The sequence below is a fragment of the Streptomyces sp. NPDC027189 genome (genome assembly GCF_055566975.1).
The window spans coordinates 454047-477581 of sequence record NZ_JBVHRI010000004.1 but is presented as its reverse complement, the minus strand read 5'-3'; the positions used below and the strand labels follow the sequence as shown (position 1 = coordinate 477581).

Sequence of the window (23535 nt, the reverse complement as noted above, 5' to 3'; positions counted from 1 at the left end):
GCTGTCCGGTCTCGGTCTCGTCGGTTCGCGGTGCGACTCGTCGTTCTCCTGGTGTGCGGCCTTCCGGTGTGCGCCCTCGCGCCGGGCGATCTTCCGCGACGCGACCGGCGCGCCCTCACCGGTCCGCTGCGGTCGGTGGTGCGGTGAGGTTCGCCGGGGTGGCCGGCCGGTCGCCGGTCATCGGTGCGAGGTAGCGGAACAGGATGTTCTTCAACTCCCGGATGTACGCCTCGCGCTCGGCTCCTTCGTGGGCGAGGACCAGCTCCAGGCCGGCCTTGTACACGCCCAGGCAGACATGCGCGGTGCGCGTGACCTCGGCGGCGGGGGTGGTGGGCAGGAGCGTGGAGAGCAGCGCCTCGATCCGGGAGACCAGGGTCGCGTGCAGGGCGTCGTGCTGCTCGGTGATCCGGCCGGGGATGTCCGGACCGTGCATCAGCGCGAAGAACACGGGATGGTCGCAGTTGAAGGCGATGAAGCGGTCGACGGCCGCGCCGACGGCCTCCTCCAGCGGGGTCGCGGGGTCGACAGGGGCGAGTGCCTCGCCGTACGTCGCGCGCATCTCGTGGATGAGCCGGTCGCCCAGCTCGATCGCGATGGCCTCTTTGTTCGGGAAGAACTGGTACAGCGTGCCCGGGGAGACGCCTGCCTCACGCGCGATGGCGTTCGTGCTGGCGGCGGTGTAGCCGGTCGTGCAGAAGACGGAGGCGGCGGCCTCCAGCAACTGGGCGATACGGCGCTCGCCGCGCGCCTGCCGACGGCGGGGCCGTTCGTCGGCGGCCTGCTCCTTCTCGGGCATCTCGGGCACGAGTTATCCCCAGCTCTCCGAACGAGTTTGACAAACGCGAGCGGTCGCTCGCATTCTGGTGAAACGCGAGCGATCTCTCGCGTTTGCCAGTCTATGGCAAGAGGCGACCCATGCTGCCTGAACGGATGGGCGAGCTGCAGGGTCACGGTGAAGGGGACACCGCACGATGACCGACGTCAGCAGTGCAGGCCACGGCCCTGAGAGGGGCGGGGGCGACGACCGCGGGAAGGGCTCGGTCGACGGTCACGGGAGCGGGACGGGCGATGGCCGCGGGAGCAGTCCGGGCGATGGCCGCGGGACGAGTTCGGGCGATGGCGGCGGGAGCGGTGCGGGCGGCGGAGCGCGGGTGAGCGGCGCGCGGGTGGGTGGCTGGACCCGTTTCGTGACGGCGCGGCCCCGGATCTCCCTGCTCGTCGCGCTGCTGCTCACCGCGCTGGCCGTGGTCGCCGGCAGTGGGGTCGCCGACCGGCTGGGCAGCGGCGGCTGGCAGGACCCGACGGCCGAGTCCACCTACGCGACCAAGGCGCTGGAGCGGGAGTTCCCCGCCTCGCAGCCCAACCTGCTGCTCCTCGTCGACTCGGGAAGCGCCTCGGTCGACGATCCCTCGATCGCCGCCGAGGCGAGTCGGCTCGCGGCGCGCCTCGCCGGCGAGCGGGGCGTCACGGGCGTCGGTTCGTACTGGCAGTCCGGCCCACCGGCACTGAAGGCCAAGGACGGGCACGAGGCGCTCGTCACCGCGCGGCTGACGGGTGACGAGAAGACCGCCGGCGAGACCCTGGACCGCCTGGCGCCCTCCTACCAGGGGGCGCACGGCCGGGTCGAGGTCAAGCTCGGCGGACCGGTCGCCGTCCAGCACGAGATGCAGACCACGATCCGCGAGGACCTGACCCGGGCCGAGCTGATCGCCCTGCCGGTGACCCTGGTGCTGCTGGTGATGGTCTTCGGCAGCGCGATCGCGGCCCTGCTGCCCCTCGTCGTGGGCATCATCGCGATCCTGGGCACGAACGCGGTGCTGCGCGGCCTCACCGAGTTCACCGACGTCTCCGTCTTCGCGATGAACCTCACCACGGCCCTGGGGCTCGGCCTCGCCATCGACTATGCCCTGTTCATCGTCCGCAGGTTCCGTGAGGAACTCGCCGCGGGCGCGGAGCCGTTGACCGCCGTGGGCGCCACCCTGCGCACCGCCGGGCGTACGGTCCTCTTCTCGTCCCTCACGGTCGCCGTGTCGCTGGCCGCCATGCTGCTCTTCCCGCAGTACTTCCTCCGCTCCTTCGCGTACGCGGGCATCGCCGTGGTGCTGCTGGCCGCGGCCGCCGCGCTGATTCTGCTCCCGGCCGCGCTGGTGCTGCTCGGGGACCGGGTGAACTCTCTCGACCTGCGGCGCCTGTTCCGGCGCGGCAAGCCGTCACCGACCGGCGGAGGAGCCGCCTGGGGACGCATGGCCTCCCTCGTCATGCGCAGGGCGCCGATCTTCGCGGTGGCCACCGCGGTCGGCCTGGTCGTCCTCGGACTGCCCTTCCTGGGCGTGAAGTTCGGCACCGCTGACGACCGTCAGCTGCCCTCCGGCGCCGAGTCGCATGTGGTCCAGCAGCACATACGGGACGGCTTCCCGGGCAACCCCGGCGGCAGCCTGGAAGTACTCGCCGAGGGGCAGGCCACCGAGACGCAGTACGCGCGGTACAAGGACCGGATCGCCGCGCTGCCCGAGGTACTGCGGGTGGACGGACCTCTGGTGAAGGACGGCTCGGCATACTTCACGGTGCTGCCGAAGGGCGAGGCCGTCGGCGACGGGGCCCAGCGCCTGGTGGGCGAACTCCGCGCGGCGGATGCCCCGTTCGACACCTCGGTGACCGGCACGGCCGCCGTCCTGGTCGACTCCAAGCACGCGATAGCAGACCGGCTCCCCTGGGCGGCGGCGTTCATCGCGATCGTCACCCTGCTCCTGGTGTTCCTCCTGACCGGCAGCGTGCTGATCCCGATCCAGGCGGTGCTGCTCAACGCGCTCAGTCTGACGGCGATGTTCGGGGCGGTGGTCTGGGTCTTCCAGGACGGCCATCTGTCCGGCCTGCTGGACTTCACCAGCCCGGGTTCGATCGAGACGACCCTCCCGGTCCTCATGTTCTGCGTCGCGTTCGGCCTCTCCATGGACTACGGCGTCTTCCTCCTCTCCCGAATAAAGGAGGAGTACGACCACACCGGCGACCACCGGGAGGCGGTCCGCTTCGGCCTGCAGCGCACCGGCGGGCTGATCACCGCGGCCGCGGTGATCCTCGCGGTGGTGATGGTCGCGATCGGCACCTCGCGCGTGACCAACACCAAGATGCTCGGCCTGGGCATCGCGCTCGCTGTCCTGATGGACGCGATGGTCGTGCGCAGCCTGCTGGTTCCGGCGGTCATGCGCCTCACGGGCCGCGCAACCTGGTGGGCGCCGGGGCCGCTGCGGCGATTCCACGACCGGTTCGGACTCAGCGAGGGGGATGCCCCGGCGGCCGACTCCCCGGAAGCGTCGGAGGAGGGTGACCGGGACAAGGACCGGGACAAGGACCGGGACAAGGACCGGGACAAGGCCGAGGCTCGCGGCTAGCGTTCACCCGGAAGGTGATCTCCGGGTGGAGGGCGAGACGGATGCGGGCAGTGGTGTTCGAGCGGTACGGGGAGCCGGCCGAGGTACGTGAGGTGGCGGACCCGACTCCCGCGGAGCACGGGGTCGTGGTGCGGGTCGAGGCCACCGGGCTGTGCCGCAGCGACTGGCACGGCTGGATGGGGCACGACCCGGACATCACGCTGCCGCATGTGCCGGGGCACGAACTCGCCGGGGTCGTCGAGGCGGTGGGCGCCCGGGTGACCGGCTGGCACCCCGGCGACCGGGTCACCGTCCCGTTCGTCTGCGCCTGCGGAAGTTGTCCCTCGTGCGCGGCGGGCGACCAGCAGGTGTGTGAACGGCAGACCCAGCCGGGGTTCACGCACTGGGGCTCCTTCGCGCAGTACGTGGCACTCGACCACGCCGATGTGAACCTGGTCGCGGTGCCGGACGAGCTGTCCTTCGCGACGGCGGCCTCGCTGGGCTGCCGGTTCGCCACGGCGTTCCGCGCGGTGGTCGCGCAGGGGCGGGCGGCCGCGGGGGAGTGGGTCGCGGTGCACGGCTGTGGAGGCGTGGGCCTGTCGGCGGTGATGATCGCGGCGGCGTCGGGGACGAGGGTCGTGGCCGTCGATGTGTCGCCGGGGGCGCTCGACCTGGCCCGGAAGTTCGGGGCGGCGGAGTGTGTGGACGCGTCCCGTGTGGAGGACACGGCGGAGGCGGTCCGCGAGCTGACGGGCGGCGGCGCACATGTGTCGCTGGACGCCCTCGGCTCCCCGGTCACCTGCGCGGCTTCGGTGAACGGCCTGCGCCGCCGGGGCCGCCATGTCCAGGTGGGCCTGCTGCCCTCGCCGACGGGTTCCACCCCGGTCCCGATGGCCCGCGTGATCGGTCTCGAACTCGAACTGCTGGGCAGCCACGGGATGGCGGCGCACGCCTACCCGGGGATGCTGGAGCTGGTCCGGGCGGGGGTGCTCCGGCCCGACCTCCTGGTGACGTCCGCCATCCCGCTGGACGCGGTACCCGCCGCGCTGGCGGCGATGGGGACGGCAGCGGGGTCGGGGGTGACGGTCATCGAGCCGTGGAGCTGACCCCCGTCTTCGGGCGCCCGCGGTGTGCGGCCCACTCGTGGGCGAGGATCGACATGATCGTCTCGTCGGCCCAGACGCCGTCCCGCATCTCGGTCTGGCGCCGGACGCCCTCCTCGACGAAGCCGACCTTGTCGTAGACGCGGCGGGCCCGGTGGTTGTCGCTGTACAGCTCCAACTCGATGCGGTGCAGGCCCAGTTGTTCGAAGCCGTGACCGACGATGAGCCGGGCGGCCTCCGTGCCGAGCCCCCTCCCGCGCCCCCGGGGGCCGACGAGCGTGCGGAAGGTGCAGCTGCGGCCGGCAGGGTTCCAGTCGTAGAGGACGACCTCGCCGACGAGTTCACCGGTCGCGCGGTCGGTCACGGCGAGGTCCAGCCGGTCGGTCTGCGCGCTGCGGGAGCCGTACCAGGAACGCAGCCGTTCCAGGGTGAGTTCGTTCGAGGGCTCGCCGGTGAAGCGGATGACCTCGGGGTCCTCGATGATCTCCGCGATACCGGGGGCGTCGTCCTCGGTGAAGGGTCGCAGGACAGTCCTGTCACCGGTGAGGACGGGCTTGAGGGAGAAGTCGGTCGGAGTCATCTCCGGATCTTCGGCAGCCGACCGGTGCACGGGCAAACGAATTAGTGGCTGTGCCCCGCCCGGCGCGTGCGGGGCAGAGCGCGCGCCGGGCGTACGTCAGTCGTCTCTGTGGCCGCGATTTCCTGGCCGGGAGGCGACCCAGGCCCGGACGGTATCCGCGTACCAGTAGGGCTTTCCGCCCTCCACATGGTCGGGCGGGGGGAGCAGTCCGTGCTTGCGGTAGGACCGCACGGTGTCCGGCTGCACCTTGATGTGCGCGGCGATCTCCTTGTACGACCAGAGCCCACGGTCGGTCATGGTGGCACCTCCCTGCGCGCACCGCGGCGGCGGCCGGGGGCGGCCGTCGGGGGAGCCGGGCGCTGCGCTGGCGATCACAAAGCCTGTGCCCCGTGAACGACACGGCGTGAGCGCAGGACAGCCCCTGTAGACGGGGTGTGACCCAAGACCCGCGTACACGCGACATGTGTGACAGAAGGGGGTTCTTTGTGACACGAGTGATGCATTCGGCCCGAGGGGCGATTGCCGCAAGTACCGCTGCCGCTGCCGCTGTGGGGGTGCGCCGCCGAGGCCGGCCGGTCCGTCACGCCAACCGCTGTGGGCAATCGTCACGCAGGGCGGGAGGGGTGGGCACAGCCGGCAGCGGCGGGTGCCGTTCAACCAGGGTCAAGTCAACCAGGGTCAAGTCAACCAGGGTCAAGTCAACCAGGGTCGAGCTGCACCGCCCCGTACGGGCAAGCCAAGATGGGCCGGACCCGCTGCGCCGGGCCCGGCCCACCGGCTCCCCGCATCCCCCGTTATGTTCTTCGCGGTCCTGCAAGAGGACCGCTGGCCTCCGGGCCCGGCATGACTGTTCCCCCCTGTCGAGCGCATGACCTGGGGGGTGGTGTCACCGGGCCCGTGGGGTGCCGTTGGAGACGCTGATGAGAGGTCCGACTACCGCCTGGCCGAGCGCAATGCCCGGCCGCTTGTGGGCGGCAGGTCTGCATAACGTGGATGCGCGCGTACGGCGCCGTCGCCCTGGCCAGCACCGCACGAGCCCTGTTCGGGAGGACGGGTTGTACGACATCGACGACGTGGGCGTGTTCCTCGGCCTGGACGTTGGCAAGACCGCCCATCACGGGCACGGGCTGACTCCGGCCGGCAAGAAGGTCTTCGACAAGCAGCTGCCCAACAGCGAGCCGAAGCTGCGGGCCGTGTTCGACAAGCTCGCGGTGAAGTTCGGAACCGTCCTGGTGATCGTGGACCAGCCCGCCTCCATCGGAGCCCTCCCGCTCACGGTCGCCCGGGACGCGGGCTGCAAGGTCGCCTACCTGCCGGGTCTGGCCATGCGGCGGATCGCCGACCTGTATCCGGGCGAGGCGAAGACCGACGCGAAGGACGCCGCGGTGATCGCGGACGCCGCCCGGACGATGCCGCACACCCTGCGCTCGCTGGAACTGACCGACGAGATCACCGCCGAACTGACCGTACTGGTCGGCTTCGACCAGGACCTCGCGGCCGAGGCCACCCGCACCTCCAACCGCATACGTGGCCTGCTCACCCAGTTCCACCCCTCGCTGGAACGCGCCCTCGGCCCCCGCCTGGACCACCCTGCCGTGACCTGGCTGCTGGAACGCTACGGTTCCCCGGCCGCGCTTAGAAAGGCCGGTCGTCGCAGGCTGGTTGAGGTGATCCGGCCCAAGGCCCCGCGCATGGCACAGCGACTGATCGACGAGGTCTTCGACGCGCTCGACGAGCAGACCGTCGTCGTCCCGGGCACCGGCACGCTCGACATCGTGATCCCGTCCCTGGCCCGCTCGCTCGCCGCCGTTCACGACCAGCGCCGGGCCCTGGAGGCCCAGATCGAGGCCCTGCTGGAGCAGCACCCTCTTTCGAAGGTCCTGACCTCGATTCCGGGGGTCGGGGTCAGGACCGCCGCCACCTTGCTGGTCACCGTCGGCGACGGCACCAGCTTCCCCACCGCCGCCCACCTGGCCTCCTACGCCGGCCTCGCCCCGACCACGAAGTCGTCCGGCACGTCGATCCACGGCGAACACGCGCCACGGGGTGGCAACCGGCAACTCAAACGCGCGATGTTCCTGTCCGCGTTCGCCGCCCTGCACGATCCCGCCTCCCGCACCTACTACGACAAATGCCGGGCCCGCGGAAAGACCCACACGCAGGCTCTCCTCCGCCTGGCCCGCCACCGCATCAGCGTGCTGTTCGCGATGCTCCGCGACGGCACCTTCTACGAACCAAGAACCCCACGCCTCGCTTGACGAAAGACATAGAGGCACCCCGGGTTCGTGGCCGGAAGACCCCAGCGTGCAGTCAGCGCATCCCACTGGTCTTGGAAAAAATCGCATTCCGATCAATCGCATTCCGATCGATCGCGTTCCGGTCAGGAGCGAGCACCAGGCTTGTAGCCTCCCCTGCCATCCGATCGGCCCCCGGCGGACCGGGGCGAACCGGCGGAGCCCCCCGCGCCGTCGTGAACTCGCGCGGCGTGCACCCGGTCATCGCCTTGAACTCCCCACTGAGGTGCGCCTGGTCGTAGAACCCGCACGCCGCCGCCGTCTCGGCCTGCGAGCGCCCCGCCGCGAGCAGCCGCCGCGCCCGCTGCAGCCGCAGCACCCGCGCCGCGGCCTTCGGTCCGAGCCCGATCTGCTCCCGGAAACGGTTCTCCAACTGCCGTACGCTCCAGCCGACCTCGTCGGCGAGCCGGGGCACCGGTATCGCGCCCCAGGTCCGCTGGAGGTGCCCCCAGGCCCGCACCACCCGCGCCGAACTCGGCGTTCCCGCATCGGCCCAGCGCGCGAACACGTCGTCGAGCAGCCCGAACCGTTCGGCCCAGCCGGGCAACGCGGCCAGTGCGGCGGAGAGTTCACCGATGCTGCTCCAGCGGTCCCGGCTCCGACGCGCGCCCAGCGGATGCGGCAGTTCGTCGGGATCGACCGTCCGGTCGGCGAGTTCGTACTGCGGCGTGCCGAAGAGGGTGAACGCGGCCCACGGCGCCAGCAGCACCTCGATGCCGGCGAGCCGTCCGCCGTGCTCGCCGACAGCCGCGGTGGTCGTCGGCCCGGAGAACACCGACACGAGCGTGGCGGGAGGCCGCCCCGCGCGGGAGATGCGTAGCGGCTGCTCGAAGCCCAGCAGCAGCGTCGCCGCGCCGATCGGTGCCTCCAGCCTGCGTCGTGGCCCGTCGAGGGCGAGCCGGATCCCGCGGTAGCTGATCACCCCGGGCCGCAGCCGCGGATGAGGCAGCGCGACCACGTTCTCCCAGGCACCGCCCGGCCCGTTCCCCGCACGCGAGACGATCCCGTCCCGCGCCCGCTGCCCTGTCGCCATCCGGTACGTCCCTCCGGCCGCCGCCCGCACCCTGGGCCCTGTCGTGGGAAAACCCATGGTGCAACGGGCACAGGAGGACCGGAAGGCCCGCCGAGGCCCGGGCTCTCGGCGGGCCCCACGACCACGGTGCTCACGCCCGCGGGAGCTCGGAATGGCTTGCGTCCCGCAGGACCTCGAAGTCGCTTACGCCCCGCAGGACCTCAGGAACGCCCGGGTCCGCCGCGCGATCGGCAGCGGCTTGTCCGGCGGGCAGGGGTACATGTCCTGCTCGACGATCGCGAAGAGGTCGACGCCGAGCCGCTGCGCGGCGGCGAGGACGGGCTCCAGCGCCGGTACGCCGGATGGCGGTTCGCACATCACGCCACGGGCCACGGCGGGTCCGAACGGCATCTCGTCCGCACGGACCTCGGCCAGGATCAGCGGGTCCACCTGCTTGAGGTGGAGGTAGCCGATGCGCTCGCCGTATGTCTCGATGAGCTTGACGCTGTCGCCGCCGCAGTACGCGTAGTGGCCCGTGTCGAGGCACAGCGACACGAGCGAGGAATCGGTCGCGTCGAGGAAACGCGTGACGTTCTCCTCGCTGTCGATATGTGTGTCCGCGTGCGGGTGGACGACGATCCGCAGCCCGTAGCGCTCACGCACCTCGTGGGCGAGCCGCTCGGTCTGGGCGGTCAGATTGCGCCACTGCGTCGGCGTCAGCGTGCTGTCCTCCAGCACCGCACCGGTCTTGTCGTCCCGCCAGAAGGCCGGAATGACGACGAGGTGCTCGGCACCCGTCGCCTGGGTGAGCGCCGCGATGTCCGAGACATGCGCCCAGGTGGACTCCCACACCGCCGGACCCCGGTGCAGCCCGGTGAACACCGTGCCGGCCGACACGGTGAGCCCGCGCCGCGCGGTCTCCTCCTTGAGGACGGCCGGATCGGTGGGCAGATAGCCGTACGGGCCCAGCTCGATCCACTCGTACCCGGACGCGGAGACCTCGTCGAGGAAGCGCTGCCAGGGAACCTGCTGGGGGTCATCGGGGAACCAGACGCCCCAGGAGTCGGGAGCCGAACCGATCCGGATGCGGGACAGTGAGGACGGAGGCGACGGCTGCGGCGACTGAGGCGATGGCTGCGGTGGCAACGACGTCATGGGCGTCAGCTTCCGGCGACCCCGGAGAGGTGTCAAGGCCTGGTCCGGATGTCCGGACAAAACATTGACAGGGCTCCCCGCGCGGGAATACACCTGGGGGCAGCCGAAGTGAAGGGAAGCCGATGGCCTACGACCTGATCACCATGGGGCGGATCGGCGTGGACCTCTACCCGTTGCAGACGGGGGTCCCGCTGGCCCAGGTGACGTCATTCGGGAAGTTCCTCGGCGGCTCGGCGACGAACGTCGCGGTGGCCGCCGCCCGGCTCGGACGTCGCACCGCGGTGATTACTCGGACGGGTGAGGACCCCTTCGGCACCTACCTCCACGAGGCGCTGCGCGACTTCGGCGTCGACGACCGCTGGGTCACTCCGGTCCCCGGCCTGCCGACCCCCGTCACCTTCTGCGAGATCTTCCCGCCGGACGACTTCCCGCTGTACTTCTACCGCCGGCCCAAGGCCCCCGACCTGGAGATCGACGCGCACGACCTCGACCTGGACGCCATCCGCGAAGCCCGCGTCTTCTGGGTGACGGGTACGGGTCTGAGCGAGGAGCCCAGCCGTACGGCGACCCTCGCGGCGCTGGCCCACCGCGCCAAGTCCGGTACGACGGTCTTCGACCTCGACTGGCGGCCCATGTTCTGGAAGGACCCGGCCTCCGCCCGGCCGTTCTATGCCGAGGCCCTGCGCCACACCACCGTGGCCGTCGGCAATGTGGACGAGGTCGAGATCGCCACGGGCGAGCGGGAACCGCACACGGCCGCCCGAGCCCTGCTGGAAGCCGGCGTGGAGCTCGCCGTCGTCAAGCAGGGTCCCAAGGGCGTCCTCGCCGTGCACCGCGACGGCACCTCGGCCGAGGTCCCGCCCCTCCCGGTGACGGTGCTCAACGGCCTCGGTGCCGGCGACGCCTTCGGCGGCTCCCTGTGCCACGGCCTGCTCGCGGACTGGGACCTGGAGCGCGTCATGCGGCACGCGAACGCAGCCGGAGCCATCGTCGCGTCCCGTCTGGAGTGCTCCTCCGCGATGCCGACACCCGAAGAGGTCGAGGACGCGCTCACGGCGGGAGCGGTGCTGTGAGGGCGGGACATGTCGGGGGAGCGCGGCACGAAGAAGGGGGAGGCGTGCCCACGGGTGCCCCCGTCGCGTACGAGCGGCTGCGATCCCCGCACCAACGCGTCGACGTCGCCGACCTCGTCCGCACCCGCACCCATCACCCCGAGGCGATCGCCGAGGCCGCCGCCCGCCGTCCCCGCCGCCCCCTCGTCAACGACTCGGGCCGGCTGATGATCATCGCCGCGGACCACCCGGCCCGCGGCGCCCTGGCCGTCGGCGACCGCAAGTTCGCCATGGCCGGCCGCGCCGACCTCCTCGAACGGCTCTGCCTCGCCCTGTCCCGTCCCGGGGTCGACGGCGTGCTCGCCACCGCCGACATCCTCGACGACCTGCTGCTGCTCGGCGCCCTCGACGGCAGGGTGGTCATCGGGTCGATGAACCGGGGCGGACTCGCGGGCGCCTCCTTCGAGCTGGACGACCGGTTCACCGGGCACCGCCCGCGGGACATCGAGCGGCTCGGCTTCGACGCGGGCAAGCTGCTGCTGCGCATCGACTACGACGACCCGGGCTCGCTGCGCACCCTGGAGGCGACCGCCCGGATCATCGACGAGATGGCGGAGCGCCGACTTCCGGTCTTCGTCGAGCCGTTCCTGTGCCGCCGCCGTGACGACGGGACGCTGCGCAACGACCTGAGTGCCGAGGCCGTCACCAAGTCCATCGCCATCGCCAGTGGCCTGGGCGGCAGTTCGGCGTACACCTGGCTCAAGGTCCCCGTCACCGAGAACCCCGACGACATGGCCCGTGTCATGGAGACCTCCACCCTGCCCGCCGTCCTCCTCGGCGGCGACGTCGCGGAGGACCAGGAAGGCGCGTACGAGAAGTGGCGCGGCGCGCTGCAACTCCCCACCGTCCAGGGCCTGGTGGTCGGCCGTTCGCTGCTCTACCCGGCGGACGGCGATGTGGCCGCGGCCGTGGACACCGCCGTAGGACTCCTGTGAGGGCCGCATGAGCAACGAGCTGTATGTCCCCAAGGGCACCACCGCCGACGCGAACTACGCGCTCGACATCGACCCCAAGCGGGCCGGCTGGACCCACAGCAGCCTGCGGATCGTGGAGCTGGGACCCGGCGGTACGCACACCTTCACCACCGGTGACAGCGAGTGGATCGTCCTTCCCCTCAACGGTGGTTGCGCCGTGCAGGTGGAGGACGACGAAGAATTCCAACTCCTGGGCAGAGAGAGCGTGTTCGCCGGAGTCTCCGACTTCGCCTACGTGCCCCGTGACGCCCGGGCCCAGATCGCCTCCGGCGCGGGAGGCCGCTTCGCCCTGGCAGGAGCGAAGTGCGAGCGCCGACTCCCCGCCCGCTACGGCCCCGCGCCGGAGGTTCCCGTCGAAGACCGCGGCAGCGGCAACTGCGCCCGCAAGGTGCGCAATTTCGCCTCCGCCGACGCCTTCGACTGCGACAAGCTCATCGCCGTCGAGGTCATCACGCCCGGCGGCAACTGGTCCTCGTACCCGCCGCACAAGCACGACGAGCACCGGCCCGGTATCGAATCGGAGCTCGAGGAGATCTACTACTTCGAGATCGACGGCCCGAACGGATTCGGCTATCAGCGCGTATTCCCTTCGCGCGAGGGCGGATCCGACGTCCTCGCCGAGGTCCGCACCGGCGATGCCGTCCTCGTCCCCGACGGATGGCACGGCCCGTCCATCGCCCAGCCCGGTCACACGATGTACTACCTGAACGTGATGGCCGGACCGGGCGAGGACCGGGAGTGGCGGATCTGCTTCCACCCGGGACACGTAGAGAGCACAGAGGGATACCGATGACCTCAACGACGAGGCTGACGGTCGCACAGGCGCTGGTGCGGTTCCTGGCCGCCCAGTACACGGAACGGGACGACGAGCGGCAGCGGCTGATCGCCGCCACCTGGGGCATCTTCGGCCACGGCAACGTCGCCGGACTGGGGCAGGCGCTCGTCGAGTACGCCGACGAGATGCCGTACCACCAGGGCCGTAACGAGCAGGCCATGGTTCATGCGGCGGTCGGGTACGCACGACAGAGCAACCGGATGTCGACGCACGCCGTGACCACCTCCATCGGCCCGGGCGCGACCAACCTCGTCACCGGCGCCGCCCTCGCGACGATCAACCACCTCCCGGTCCTGCTCCTTCCCGGCGACGTCTTCGCGACCCGCCCCGCCGACCCGGTGCTCCAGCAGCTCGAAGTCCCCTACGCGGGCGATGTGTCGGTCAACGACTGTCTGCGCCCGGTGTCGAAGTACTTCGACCGGATCACCCGGCCGGAAGCCCTGATCCCGGCCGCGCTGCAGGCCATGCGGGTGCTCAGCGACCCCGTCGAGACCGGCGCGGTCACGCTCGCGCTGCCGCAGGACGTCCAGGCGGAGGCGTACGACTGGCCGGAGGAGTTCTTCGCCGAGCGGACCTGGACCGTGCGCCGTCCGGCGCCGGACCAGAGCGAACTGGCCGCCGCCGTACGGGCGATCCGCGACGCCCGCCGCCCCCTGATCGTGGCGGGCGGCGGTGTCCACCACAGCCGCGCCGAGGAGGCGCTCGGCGAACTCGCCGCCGCCACCCGCATCCCCGTCGCCTCCACCCAGGCCGGCAAGGGTTCCCTGCGCTGGGACCACCCGCAGGACGTCGGCGGCATCGGGCACACCGGCACCGCGGCCGCCGACGAGCTCGCTCGCACCGCCGACCTGGTGATCGGCGTCGGCACCCGCTACACCGACTTCACGACCGCCTCCGGCACCCTCTTCACCGCCTCGGGCGTCCGCTTCCTGAACCTCAACATCGCGCCCTACGACGGCCACAAGCTCTCCGGGCAGACGGTGATCGCGGACGCGCGCGTGGGACTCGAAGAGCTCACCGAGGCACTGCTGCTGCACAAGCACCGTGCCGAGCCCGCTTACGTCACCGAGTACACGGACGACAAGGAGCGCTGGGAGTACCGGGTCGACGCGGCGTACGAGGCCGAGGACGTCGACATCCGGCCGACCCAGCCGCAGGTCCTCGGCATACTCGACGAGCTGGTCACCGAGGACGACATCCTGATCAACGCGGCCGGCTCGCTCCCCGGCGACCTGCACAAACTGTGGCGGACGCGGTCGCGGGACCAGTACCACGTCGAGTACGGCTACTCGTGCATGGGCTACGAGATCCCGGCCGCGATCGGCGTACGGATGGCGGCCCCCGACCGTCCCGTCTGGGCGCTGGTCGGCGACGGCACGTATCTGATGATGCCGACGGAGATCGTCACCGCCGTGCAGGAGGGCGTCGCGATCAAGGTGCTCATCCTGCAGAACCACGGGTACGCCTCCATCGGCGGCCTCTCCGAGTCCGTGGGCGGCGAGCGGTTCGGCACCGCGTACCGCTACCGGTCCCAGGACGGTACGCACACGGGGGCGCCGCTGCCCGTCGATCTCGCCGCCAACGCGGCCAGCCTCGGCATGCGGGTCCTACGCGCGAAGACCGTCCGCGACCTGCGGGCCGCGCTCTCCGAGGCCCGGGCCGCGGACACTCCCACATGTGTCTACGTGGAGACCGAAACGGCAGACACAGTGTCGGGCGCGCCTCCGGCCCAAGCCTGGTGGGATGTACCTGTGGCCGAGACCGCGACCCGATCGTCGGCGGTCAAGGCGCGCGAGGAGTACGACCGGCACGTCGCCGCCCGACGCCGCCATCTGTGAAGGAGTTTTTGGCCATGACGAAGACCGTCAACCACTGGATCGGTGGGAAGACCGTCGAGGGTGCGTCGGGTACGTACGGGCCGGTCACCGACCCGGCGACCGGCGCCGTGACCACGCAGGTCGCCTTCGCGACCGTCGACGAGGTCGACGCCGCGGTCGCCGCCGCGAAGGACGCGTACGCGACCTGGGGCCAGTCCTCGCTGGCCAAGCGGACCACGATCCTGTTCAAGTTCCGCGCGCTGCTCGACGCCCACCGCGACGAGATCGCCGAACTGATCACCGCCGAGCACGGCAAGGTCCACTCCGACGCGCTCGGTGAGGTCGCGCGCGGTCTGGAGATCGTCGACCTGGCGTGCGGGATCACCGTGCAGCTGAAGGGCGAGCTGTCGACCGAGGTGGCCTCCCGGGTGGACGTGTCCTCGATCCGGCAGCCGCTCGGCGTCGTCGCCGGCATCACTCCGTTCAACTTCCCGGCGATGGTCCCGATGTGGATGTTCCCGCTCGCCATCGCGTGCGGCAACACCTTCGTCCTGAAGCCGTCCGAGAAGGACCCGTCGGCGGCCATGAAGATCGCCGAGCTGCTGGCCGAGGCCGGTCTGCCGGACGGCGTCTTCAACGTCGTGCACGGTGACAAGGTCGCCGTCGACCGCCTTCTGGAGCACCCGGACGTCAAGGCCGTCTCCTTCGTCGGCTCGACCCCGATCGCCCGGTACATCCACACCACGGCCGCCGCGAACGGCAAGCGCGTACAGGCCCTCGGCGGCGCGAAGAACCACATGCTGGTCCTCCCGGATGCGGACCTGGACGCGGCGGCGGACGCGGCGGTGTCGGCGGCGTACGGCTCCGCGGGCGAGCGCTGCATGGCCATCTCGGCCGTCGTGGCCGTCGGCTCGATCGGCGACGAGCTGGTGGAGAAGATCCGCGAGCGCGCCGAGAAGATCAAGATCGGCCCCGGCGACGACCCGACCTCCGAGATGGGTCCGCTGATCACGGCCGCGCACCGCGACAAGGTGGCGTCGTACGTGAAGGGCGCCGCCGACCAGGGCTCCGAGGTCGTCCTCGACGGCACGGGATACACGGTCGAGGGCTTCGAGGACGGCCACTGGATTGGTCTGTCGCTCCTTGACCGTGTGCCGGTGACGGCGGACGCGTACAAGGACGAGATCTTCGGCCCCGTCCTGTGCGTGCTGCGCGTCGACACCTACGAGGAGGGCGTGGCGCTGATCAACGCGTCCCCCTTCGGCAACGGCACCGCGATCTTCACCCGGGACGGCGGCGCGGCCCGCCGCTTCCAGCTGGAGATCGAGGCCGGCATGGTCGGCGTGAACGTCCCGATTCCGGTCCCCGTGGGCTACCACTCCTTCGGCGGCTGGAAGGACTCCCTCTTCGGAGACCACCACATCTACGGCAACGACGGCACGCACTTCTACACCCGCGGCAAGGTCGTCACCACCCGCTGGCCGGACCCCTCCGAGGCCCCGACCGGCGTCGACCTGGGCTTCCCGCGCAACCACTGAGCTGGTAACCGGTGCCCCGCCCCTCGTCCGAGGCGCGGGGCACCGCCGTGTTCGGCGAGCCGGGTTGCTCAGGTTCCCCACCCCTGGCTCTCCCCACCCTTGGCTGTGCTTCTTCTGTGCGGCGGGACTCTACTGTTCGGTAAGAGTCCGGAGTGCGGACCAATCCTGGCGAGTTTTGGCGCCTCGACTGCGGTTCTCGTCATGAGGTGATGAAACGGGTGACGAATGCTACAGACCGATGTGACCTTTGAAAGCAAGGTCAGATTCTGTTGAGTATTGATGATTGCCATACAGGGGTGTCGACGCCTGGGAAAGTGATGTGACTTGCATCGCTCCGCTACTACGGATTCCGTAGGTAAACGGCCATTGACGCAACGGTTTCCGTCAAGGTTCCATCAACGCCGGGAGCGGACGAAGAGACGTACGACGCGAGCCGCCGGAGGCGATAACGCTCCCGCCCGAATCACCTGACGCACGAGTCGATCGGAACCGCTTCATGACCGACACGCTTCGCCCTGTCGAGACCGCCGTCCTGGACGCCGCCCCCACGGCGTCCGGGAACCCCCAAAAGCTCAAGCGCTCCATCGGCATCGTCGGCGGCACCCTGCTGACGCTCTCCTGCGTGACGCCCGCCTCCACCCTGTTCGTGGTCGTGCCCGACCTGTTCTCGTCCCTCGGCACGGCGACCGCGCTCACCATCGCGATCGGTTCGCTGCTCTGTATCGCCGTGGCGTTCTGCTACTCGGAGCTGGGCACCCTCATCCCCAGCGCGGGCGGCGAGTACGCCATGGTCTCCACGATGGCCGGACGCCTCGCGGGCTGGCTGGTCTTCGTGCTCTCCCTCCTGGTCGTCATGATCGTGCCGCCGGTGATCGCGATGGGCACGGCGGACTACCTGGCGCCGATCGTGCACCTGAACCCGTCGATGGCCGGCGCGGGAGTGATGATCCTGGCCACCCTCGCGGGCCTGCTCGACCTGCGGGCCAACGCCTGGATCACCGGCGTCTTCCTGGTCCTCGAAGTCATCGCGGCGGCCGTCGTGGCGGTCCTGGGCTTCGCGCACAGCCAGCGCGGCGCCGGCAGCCTGGTCTCGATGCAGGTGGCGGGCTCCGGAGGTCACACGGACACGGTGACGGCCATGCTGATCGTCTCCGGGCTCGCGATCGCCCTCTTCGTCACCCAGGGCTTCTCGACCGCGGTCTACCTCTCCGAGGAACTGGAGAACCCGCGCCGCAACGTCGCCCGCACCGTCCTCGCCACCCTGGCCATCTCCACGGTCATCATCCTGGTCCCGGTCGTCGCGATCACCATGGGCGCCTCCGACCTGTCGACCCTGACCGGCGGTGACATCAGCAGCATGGTCACGGCCTGGTCGAACTCCGCCGTCGGCACCTTCGTCAGCCTCTGCGTGGCCCTCGCGATCATCAACGCCGGCATCGTCATGGTCATCCAGAACTCCCGGGTGCTGTTCGCCTCGGCCCGCGACAAGGCGTGGCCCGAGCCGGTCAACAAGGGCCTCTCGCGGCTCGGCCGCTTCGGCTCCCCCTGGGTCGCCACCCTCCTCGTGGGCGTCCCCGGCGCGGCCCTGTGCTTCGTCAACCTGGACACGCTGTACGGCGTGACCGGCGTGTCGGTGACGGGCATGTACCTGCTGGTCGCGGTCGCCGCTCTGCTCGCCCGCCGCGGCAAGCACGCCGACACGCCAGCCTGGCGCATGCCGCTGTGGCCCGCGATGCCGGTCCTGCTGATCGCGGTCCTCGCGTACATCCTGAGCCAGCAGGAGACGAGCTACCTGCTCTGGACCGGCGGCATCACGGCCGCCGCCACCCTGTACTGGGCCTTCTACCTGCGGCCGCGCCGCGAGACCCGCTGGCTGGTGTCGATCCCGGAGGACGCGCAGGCCTGACGGTCTATTCGAAGTCCCACGCCATCACCGTGCACGACCCGTCGTCCTTGCCACCCGCGCTGCGGTAGGTGGCAAGGGCGACGTCGTTTCCGGTGTCGACGCCGACCCACATGCCGTAGCAGCCGCGATCGCGGGCCAGGGCGGCGAGCCCCCGGATCAGCGCACGCCCGGTGCCGCGCCGCCGGAACGGCTCGGCGACCGCCAGCTCGTACAGGAACATCTCGGTGCCCTTGTCGGGGTGGACCGTCTCGACCCCGCTGATGAAGCCGACAGGACTGCCGTCCTCGTACGCGAGGAAGAGGTGGTGGCCCTGGGTGTCCAGGAAGCGCTGGGCCCACTGGGGGCGCACGGGGTGGTCGAAGAGGTACTCGGCGGCGGTCAGTTCGTCGACGGTGCTGGCGCGGCGCATCTCCATGGGCCGTTCGTACCACGGACGCGGTATGCGGGACCGGGGCCGTACTCCCCTGGGAGGGGCGGGGGTTCAGCCCGGTGGCTGCATCGGTTGTCGGCGCTCACCCGTACCGTTGAGGGCATGGATCTTCGACTGCCCCGACTGCGCGGGCCCAGGCGGTGGATCGCGGCCGCGGCCGCCGCCGTCGTCGTGCTCGCCGGCGCGGGCACATGGACGGCCGTCGCCTCGGACGACACCGCGCCCGTGCACCGCGCCGACCGCGTCATGGCCATGGGCGGCGGGGTGCGCATCGACACCTCGTACTTCACCGCCGGCTCGTCCTCGGACCGCCGCCCCGCCGTCCTCCTGGCGCACGGCTTCGGCGGCAGCAAGGAGGACGTACGGGACGAGGCGGAGAAGCTCGCCCGTTACGGGTACGCGGTGCTCACCTGGTCGGCGCGCGGCTTCGGCAAGTCCACCGGCAAGATCGGGCTGAACGACCCCAAGGCCGAGGTCACCGACGTCTCGAAGCTCATCGACTGGCTGGCGAAGCGCCCGGAGGTCCGGCTCGACAAGAGCGGGGACCCGCGCGTGGGCGTCACCGGCGCCTCGTACGGCGGGGCGATCTCCCTGCTGGCCGCCGCCTACGACCAGCGGGTCGACGCGATCGCCCCGGCGATCACGTACTGGAACCTGTCGGACGCCCTCTTTCCGAACGGGGTCTTCAAGAAGCTCTGGGCCGGCATCTTCATCAACTCCGGCGGTGGCTGCGACCAGTTCCAGGCCCAGTTGTGCGCGATGTACAACCGGGTGGCGGAGGCCGGAAAGCCGGACGCGGCGGCCGCTCGGCTCCTCGAGGAGCGCAGCCCTTCCGCCGTCGGCGACCGCATCAAGGTGCCCACGCTCATCGTGCAGGGCCAGTCCGACTCCCTCTTCCCGCTCGGCCACGCCGACGCGATGGCCAAGGCGATCAGGGCGGGCGGCGCGCCGGTCGACGTCGACTGGATCTCCGGCGGCCACGACGGCGGCGACATGGAGACGAGCCGCGTCGAGTCCCGGGTCGGCTCCTGGTTCGACCGCTACCTGAAGGACGACAAGAACGCCGACACGGGCCCCGCCTTCCGCGTCACCCGTACCGGAGGCATCGACTCCACCGACGGCGCGGCCCTGCTGAGGGGCGCGAGCGGGGACACCTACCCCGGACTGGAGAGCGGGCAGCACGCCATCACGCTGAGCGGCCGCGAGCAGCGCTTCGAGAACCCGGCGGGCGCGAATCCGCCCGCCATCTCGGCCCTCCCCGGCCTCGGCGGCTCGGGCGGCCTCGCGCAGCTCTCGTCCCTGGGCGTCGGGATCTCCCTCGACTTCCCGGGCCAGTACGCGCAGTTCGACTCCGCGGCGTTCGGCAGCGATCTGAGGATCACCGGGTCGCCTACGGTGACGGTGCACGTCACGTCGAGCAGCGACGACGCCGTCCTGTTCGGGAAGGTGTACGACGTCGGGCCGGGCGGTGCCCAGCAGGTGCTGCCCTCGCAGCTGGTCACGCCGCTGCGGGTGACGGGCGCGAAGTCCGGCAAGGATGTCACGGTCACCCTGCCCGCCATCGACCACGAGGTGCAGAAGGGCCACCGGCTGAAGCTGGTCCTCGCCTCGACCGACCTCGGCTATGCCTCACCGGCGGCCCCGGCGACGTACACCGTGTCCCTGAAGAGCGACCTCCAGGTCCCGACGGCGCCCGGCGTGACGACCGCCGCCGCGCCGCTGCCCGCCTGGGTGTGGTGGCTGCCGGCGGCCGGAGCGCTGGTCGCGCTGGCACTGCTGCTGACGGGCCGCCGCCGTACGACGGCCGGGGCGCCCGATCCGGAGCTGGCCGAAGTCCCCCTCCAGATCACCGACTTGAGCAAGCGTTACGCGAAGTCGGCGGACCGGTACGCGGTACGGGACCTCTCGTTCCGCGTGGAGAAGGGCCAGGTCCTCGGCCTGCTCGGGCCGAACGGCGCGGGCAAGACGACCACCCTGCGCATGCTCATGGGCCTGATCAAGCCCGACGGCGGCGAGATCCGCGTCTTCGGGCACGCGATCCGGCCGGGCGCGCCGGTGCTCTCCCGGGTCGGGGCGTTCGTCGAGGGCGCGGGCTTCCTGCCGCACCTCTCGGGGCGCGAAAACCTGGAGCTGTACTGGCAGGCGACGGGCCGTCCGCCCGAGGACGCGCACCTGGAGGAGGCGCTGGAGATCGCGGGCCTCGGCGACGCGCTGGCCCGCGCGGTCCGCACCTACTCCCAGGGCATGCGCCAACGCCTCGCCATCGCCCAGGCGATGCTCGGCCTCCCGGACCTCCTGATCCTCGACGAACCGACCAACGGCCTCGACCCGCCACAGATCCGCGAGATGCGCAAGGTCATGATCCGGTACGCCGCCGCGGGCCGCACGGTCATCGTCTCCAGCCATCTCCTGGCCGAGGTCGAGCAGTCCTGCACCCATCTGGTGGTCATGGACCGCGGCCGGCTGGTCCAGGCGGGCCCGGTGAGCGAGATCGTCGGCTCCGGCGACACCCTCCTGGTCGGCACCGGTTCCCCCGTGGACGAGCCGGTCGTCGAGAAGGTCGGCGCGCTGCCGGGCGTGGCCTCGGCCGCTGCCGCCGAGGGCGGGCTGCTGGTCCGCCTCGATCCCGGCGGAAGCGCGGAGCGCCTGGTCGTGGAGCTCGTACGGCTCGAAGTGCCCGTGGCGTCGGTGGGCCCCCACCGCCGTCTGGAAGACGCGTTCCTCACCCTGATCGGAGGCTCGGCATGAGCACGCTCGTGGAGCGCACCGAGACGGCCGACGGGTACCGGGCGCGGCGCACGCTTCCGTTGCGCGTGGAGCTGATCCGGCAGTTGAAGCGGCGCCGCACCCTCGTGATGGGGGCGATCCTGGCGGCGCTGCCCTTCGTCCTTGTTGTCGCCTTCGCCATCGGCGGCGACCCCGGCTCGCGCAACGGCCAGGTCACGCTGATGGACACGGCCACCGCGTCGGGCGCGAACTTCGCCGCGGTGAACCTGTTCGTGTCGGCGGGCTTCCTGCTGGTGATCCCGGTCGCGCTGTTCTGCGGGGACACCATCGCCTCCGAGGCGAGCTGGTCGTCGCTGCGCTATCTGCTGGCGGCCCCCGTGCCCAGGGCCCGCCTGCTGTGGTCGAAGCTCACCGTCGCCCTCGGCCTCAGCCTTGCCGCGATGGTGCTGCTGCCGGTGGTCGCGATCGCGGTGGGCACCGCGGCCTACGGCTGGGGCCCGCTGGAGATCCCCACCGGCGGCGCGCTCGCCGCGGGCACCGCGACCCAGCGGCTCCTCGTGGTGATCGCGTACATCTTCGTGTCCCAACTGGTCACCGCGGGGCTCGCGTTCTGGTTGTCGACCAAGACGGACGCCCCGCTGGGGGCGGTCGGCGGCGCGGTCGGCCTGACGATCGTGGGGAACGTACTGGACGCGGTCACCGCCCTCGGCGACTGGCGCGACTTCCTGCCCGCGCACTGGCAGTTCGCCTGGGCCGACGCCGTTCAGCCGAACCCGGAGTGGAGCGGCATGATCCAGGGCACGGCGATTTCCATAACGTACGCGCTGGTGCTGTTCGCCCTGGCCTTCCGCGGTTTCCGGCGCAAGGACATCGTGTCGTAGGTCTCCGGAGGATCACCTACCGGTCTCGACGGCCGCCCGCCGTGGCCGCTTCGAGATCCATCCGCAATGCCCCGGAGCGCACATCCAGGCCCCCTCGGACGTCACAGTCACAGACGTCGGCCCACACACAGGCCGCTCACCGAGGGGGCACAGATGGGGATGGACCACATACGGACGCGGGCCACAGGAAGCCGTCGACTGCGCGGCACCCTGCTCGCGCTGACGGCGGCGGGCGCCGTGCTGCTGACGGGGTGCAGCGCGAGCGGCAGCGGCAACTCGTCGGACGGCGCCGATAAATCCGGCGGGCGCAACCTCCCCCTGCCCGCCCCTGCCCAGCCGGACTCGGGCACGGCACGGGGACAGCAGGAGGGCGAGCAGACCGGCGCCCCCGACCGCGAGATCGCGCCGTCCCCCGACTACCTCTCCACCTTCGCCCTCGACGTCGACACCGCTTCGTACGGCTACGCCCGTCGCACCCTCGCGAACGGCCGGATCCCCGACCCCGCCACGATCCGCCCCGAGGAATTCGTCAACAGCTTCCGCCAGAACTACGAGCGCCCCGACGGCAACGGCTTCTCGGTCACCGTCGACGGCGCCCGTACGGACGACGACCGCTGGTCGCTGATCCGGGTGGGCCTCGCTACCCGGGCGGCCGAGGACAACCGTGAACGCCCGCCCGCCGCCCTCACGTTCGTCATCGACGTCTCCGGCTCGATGTCGGAACCGGGCCGTCTCGATCTGGCCAAGGACTCCCTCGACGTGATGACCGACCGGCTGCGCGACGACGACTCGGTCGCCCTGGTCACCTTCAGCGACGACGCCGAGACGGTCCTGCCGATGACCCGCCTCGGCGACCACCGCGGCCGCGTGCACGACGCGATCGACAGTCTGGAGCCGCAGGAGTCGACCAACCTCGGCGCGGGCGTGGACACCGGGTACGACACGGCGGTCGAGGGCCTGCGCGAGGGCGCCACCAACCGGGTCGTGCTGATCTCCGACGCGCTCGCCAACACCGGCGACACGGACGCGGACAGCATCCTGGAGCGGATCTCCGGCGCCCGCCGCGAGCACGGCATCACCCTCTTCGGCGTCGGCGTGGGCAGCGACTACGGCGACGCCCTGATGGAGCGCCTCGCCGACAAGGGCGACGGCCACACCACCTACGTCTCGAACGAGGACGACGCCCGCAAAGTCTTCTGTGACCAGCTCCCGCAGAACATCGACCTCACGGCCCGCGACGCCAAGGCGCAGGTCGCTTTCGACCCGCAGACGGTCGAGAAGTTCCGGCTGATCGGCTACGACAACCGCAAGGTCGCCGACGAGGACTTCCGCAACGACCGGGTGGACGGCGGCGAGGTGGGCCCCGGCCACATGGTGACCGCCCTGTACGCCGTCCGCACCAGGCCCGGCGCCTCGGGGCACCTCGCCACCGCGAGTGTGCGCTGGCTGGACCCCGACACCCGCGCCCCGCACGAGGAGTCCGGCCAGCTGGAGACCACCGCCCTCCACGACGACCTGTGGACCTCGCCCACCTCCTTCCAAGTCGCCGCGGTGGCCGCCTACTTCGCCGACGCCCTGCGCGCGGACGACGCCCGCTGGAGCGGTACCCTGCCCGGCGCCCTCCCCCTGGACGAACTCGCCACCCGCGCCCGCAAACTCGCGGCCGTCTCCGAGGACGCGGCCGTACGCGGCCTCGCCACCGCGGTCAAGCAGGCGAGCGAGATGAACAACTGCGAGGCGGGCTGCTCCGGCTGACCGACCGTGTCCAACCCATTGAATTTCCATTACGCCCGAGTAAGTTGA

Annotated in this window: 18 protein-coding genes; 12 read left to right on the top strand and 6 right to left on the bottom strand. The window is 71.1% G+C overall.

Annotated elements, in window-relative coordinates:
* Positions 1–115: 115 nt before the first annotated feature.
* Positions 116–796, bottom strand: coding sequence for a TetR/AcrR family transcriptional regulator (locus ACZ4RZ_RS13080; RefSeq protein ID WP_467744335.1), 681 nt, complete (start codon positions 794–796; stop codon positions 116–118).
* A gap of 370 nt (positions 797–1166) precedes the next feature.
* Between ACZ4RZ_RS13080 and ACZ4RZ_RS13075 the strand changes: the two genes are divergently transcribed.
* Entirely contained in the window at positions 1167–3389 is a 2223-nt protein-coding gene (locus ACZ4RZ_RS13075; protein WP_467744333.1) for an MMPL family transporter, read from the top strand.
* A gap of 41 nt (positions 3390–3430) precedes the next feature.
* The gene (locus ACZ4RZ_RS13070; RefSeq protein ID WP_467744127.1) at positions 3431–4474 is read left to right on the top strand and encodes a zinc-dependent alcohol dehydrogenase family protein; all 1044 of its coding nucleotides are present in this window, start codon (positions 3431–3433) and stop codon (positions 4472–4474) included.
* On the opposite strand, the gene ACZ4RZ_RS13065 is transcribed toward ACZ4RZ_RS13070, so the two are convergent.
* A complete protein-coding gene (locus tag ACZ4RZ_RS13065; RefSeq protein WP_467744125.1) occupies positions 4455–5051 on the bottom strand; it encodes a GNAT family N-acetyltransferase in 597 nt (198 codons plus the stop codon). The two genes, ACZ4RZ_RS13070 and ACZ4RZ_RS13065, sit on opposite strands and share 20 nt — an antisense overlap.
* Before the next feature lie 96 nt (positions 5052–5147).
* Positions 5148–5348 carry a helix-turn-helix transcriptional regulator gene (locus tag ACZ4RZ_RS13060; protein WP_467744123.1) on the bottom strand — a complete coding sequence of 67 codons (201 nt, stop codon included), beginning with the start codon at positions 5346–5348 and terminating at the stop codon, positions 5148–5150.
* Between the two features lie 758 nt (positions 5349–6106).
* On the opposite strand from ACZ4RZ_RS13060, the gene ACZ4RZ_RS13055 reads away from it, so the two are divergent.
* Positions 6107–7309 carry an IS110 family RNA-guided transposase gene (locus ACZ4RZ_RS13055; RefSeq protein WP_467744121.1) on the top strand — a complete coding sequence of 401 codons (1203 nt, stop codon included), beginning with the start codon at positions 6107–6109 and terminating at the stop codon, positions 7307–7309.
* 52 nt (positions 7310–7361) lie between these two features.
* On the opposite strand, the gene ACZ4RZ_RS13050 is transcribed toward ACZ4RZ_RS13055, so the two are convergent.
* Both ACZ4RZ_RS13050 and ACZ4RZ_RS13045 read right to left on the bottom strand, forming a co-directional pair.
* Complete coding sequence (locus ACZ4RZ_RS13050; protein ID WP_467744120.1) at positions 7362–8378, bottom strand: helix-turn-helix domain-containing protein; 1017 nt, start codon at positions 8376–8378, stop codon at positions 7362–7364.
* Between the two features lie 183 nt (positions 8379–8561).
* Positions 8562–9512: a sugar phosphate isomerase/epimerase family protein gene (locus ACZ4RZ_RS13045; protein WP_467744119.1), complete on the bottom strand. Its 951-nt coding sequence runs from the start codon at positions 9510–9512 to the stop codon at positions 8562–8564.
* A 122-nt stretch (positions 9513–9634) separates the two neighbouring features.
* Between ACZ4RZ_RS13045 and iolC the strand changes: the two genes are divergently transcribed.
* From iolC to ACZ4RZ_RS13015, 6 genes are all read left to right on the top strand, one after another.
* The gene (iolC, locus tag ACZ4RZ_RS13040) at positions 9635–10585 is read left to right on the top strand and encodes a 5-dehydro-2-deoxygluconokinase (protein WP_467744117.1); all 951 of its coding nucleotides are present in this window, start codon (positions 9635–9637) and stop codon (positions 10583–10585) included.
* Between the two features lie 77 nt (positions 10586–10662).
* The gene (locus ACZ4RZ_RS13035; protein WP_467744332.1) at positions 10663–11559 is read left to right on the top strand and encodes a Cgl0159 family (beta/alpha)8-fold protein; all 897 of its coding nucleotides are present in this window, start codon (positions 10663–10665) and stop codon (positions 11557–11559) included.
* Between the two features lie 7 nt (positions 11560–11566).
* Positions 11567–12391, top strand: coding sequence for a 5-deoxy-glucuronate isomerase (iolB, locus tag ACZ4RZ_RS13030; protein ID WP_467744116.1), 825 nt, complete (start codon positions 11567–11569; stop codon positions 12389–12391).
* Positions 12388–14271: a 3D-(3,5/4)-trihydroxycyclohexane-1,2-dione acylhydrolase (decyclizing) gene (iolD, locus tag ACZ4RZ_RS13025; protein ID WP_467744115.1), complete on the top strand. Its 1884-nt coding sequence runs from the start codon at positions 12388–12390 to the stop codon at positions 14269–14271. Before iolB ends, iolD begins: the two co-directional genes overlap by 4 nt.
* A 14-nt stretch (positions 14272–14285) precedes the next feature.
* Positions 14286–15788: a CoA-acylating methylmalonate-semialdehyde dehydrogenase gene (gene mmsA, locus ACZ4RZ_RS13020; protein WP_467744113.1), complete on the top strand. Its 1503-nt coding sequence runs from the start codon at positions 14286–14288 to the stop codon at positions 15786–15788.
* A gap of 496 nt (positions 15789–16284) precedes the next feature.
* Positions 16285–17694 carry an APC family permease gene (locus tag ACZ4RZ_RS13015; protein WP_467744111.1) on the top strand — a complete coding sequence of 470 codons (1410 nt, stop codon included), beginning with the start codon at positions 16285–16287 and terminating at the stop codon, positions 17692–17694.
* Positions 17695–17698: 4 nt separating this feature from the next.
* Here the strand turns inward: ACZ4RZ_RS13015 and ACZ4RZ_RS13010 are convergent, their stop codons facing one another.
* Positions 17699–18109, bottom strand: a complete 411-nt coding sequence (locus ACZ4RZ_RS13010) for a GNAT family N-acetyltransferase (protein WP_467744110.1) — start codon at positions 18107–18109, stop codon at positions 17699–17701.
* A 117-nt stretch (positions 18110–18226) separates the two neighbouring features.
* Here ACZ4RZ_RS13010 and ACZ4RZ_RS13005 point away from each other — a divergent pair, with 117 nt between their 5' ends.
* The 3 genes from ACZ4RZ_RS13005 to ACZ4RZ_RS12995 all read left to right on the top strand — a co-directional run bounded on the left by ACZ4RZ_RS13005 (position 18227) and on the right by ACZ4RZ_RS12995 (position 23487).
* Complete coding sequence (locus ACZ4RZ_RS13005) at positions 18227–20872, top strand: alpha/beta fold hydrolase (RefSeq protein WP_467744108.1); 2646 nt, start codon at positions 18227–18229, stop codon at positions 20870–20872.
* Positions 20869–21732 (top strand): ABC transporter permease, encoded by an 864-nt coding sequence (locus tag ACZ4RZ_RS13000; protein WP_467744106.1) that lies wholly within the window; start codon positions 20869–20871, stop codon positions 21730–21732. Before ACZ4RZ_RS13005 ends, ACZ4RZ_RS13000 begins: the two co-directional genes overlap by 4 nt.
* Before the next feature lie 159 nt (positions 21733–21891).
* A complete protein-coding gene (locus tag ACZ4RZ_RS12995; protein WP_467744330.1) occupies positions 21892–23487 on the top strand; it encodes a vWA domain-containing protein in 1596 nt (531 codons plus the stop codon).
* Positions 23488–23535 lie beyond the last annotated feature (48 nt).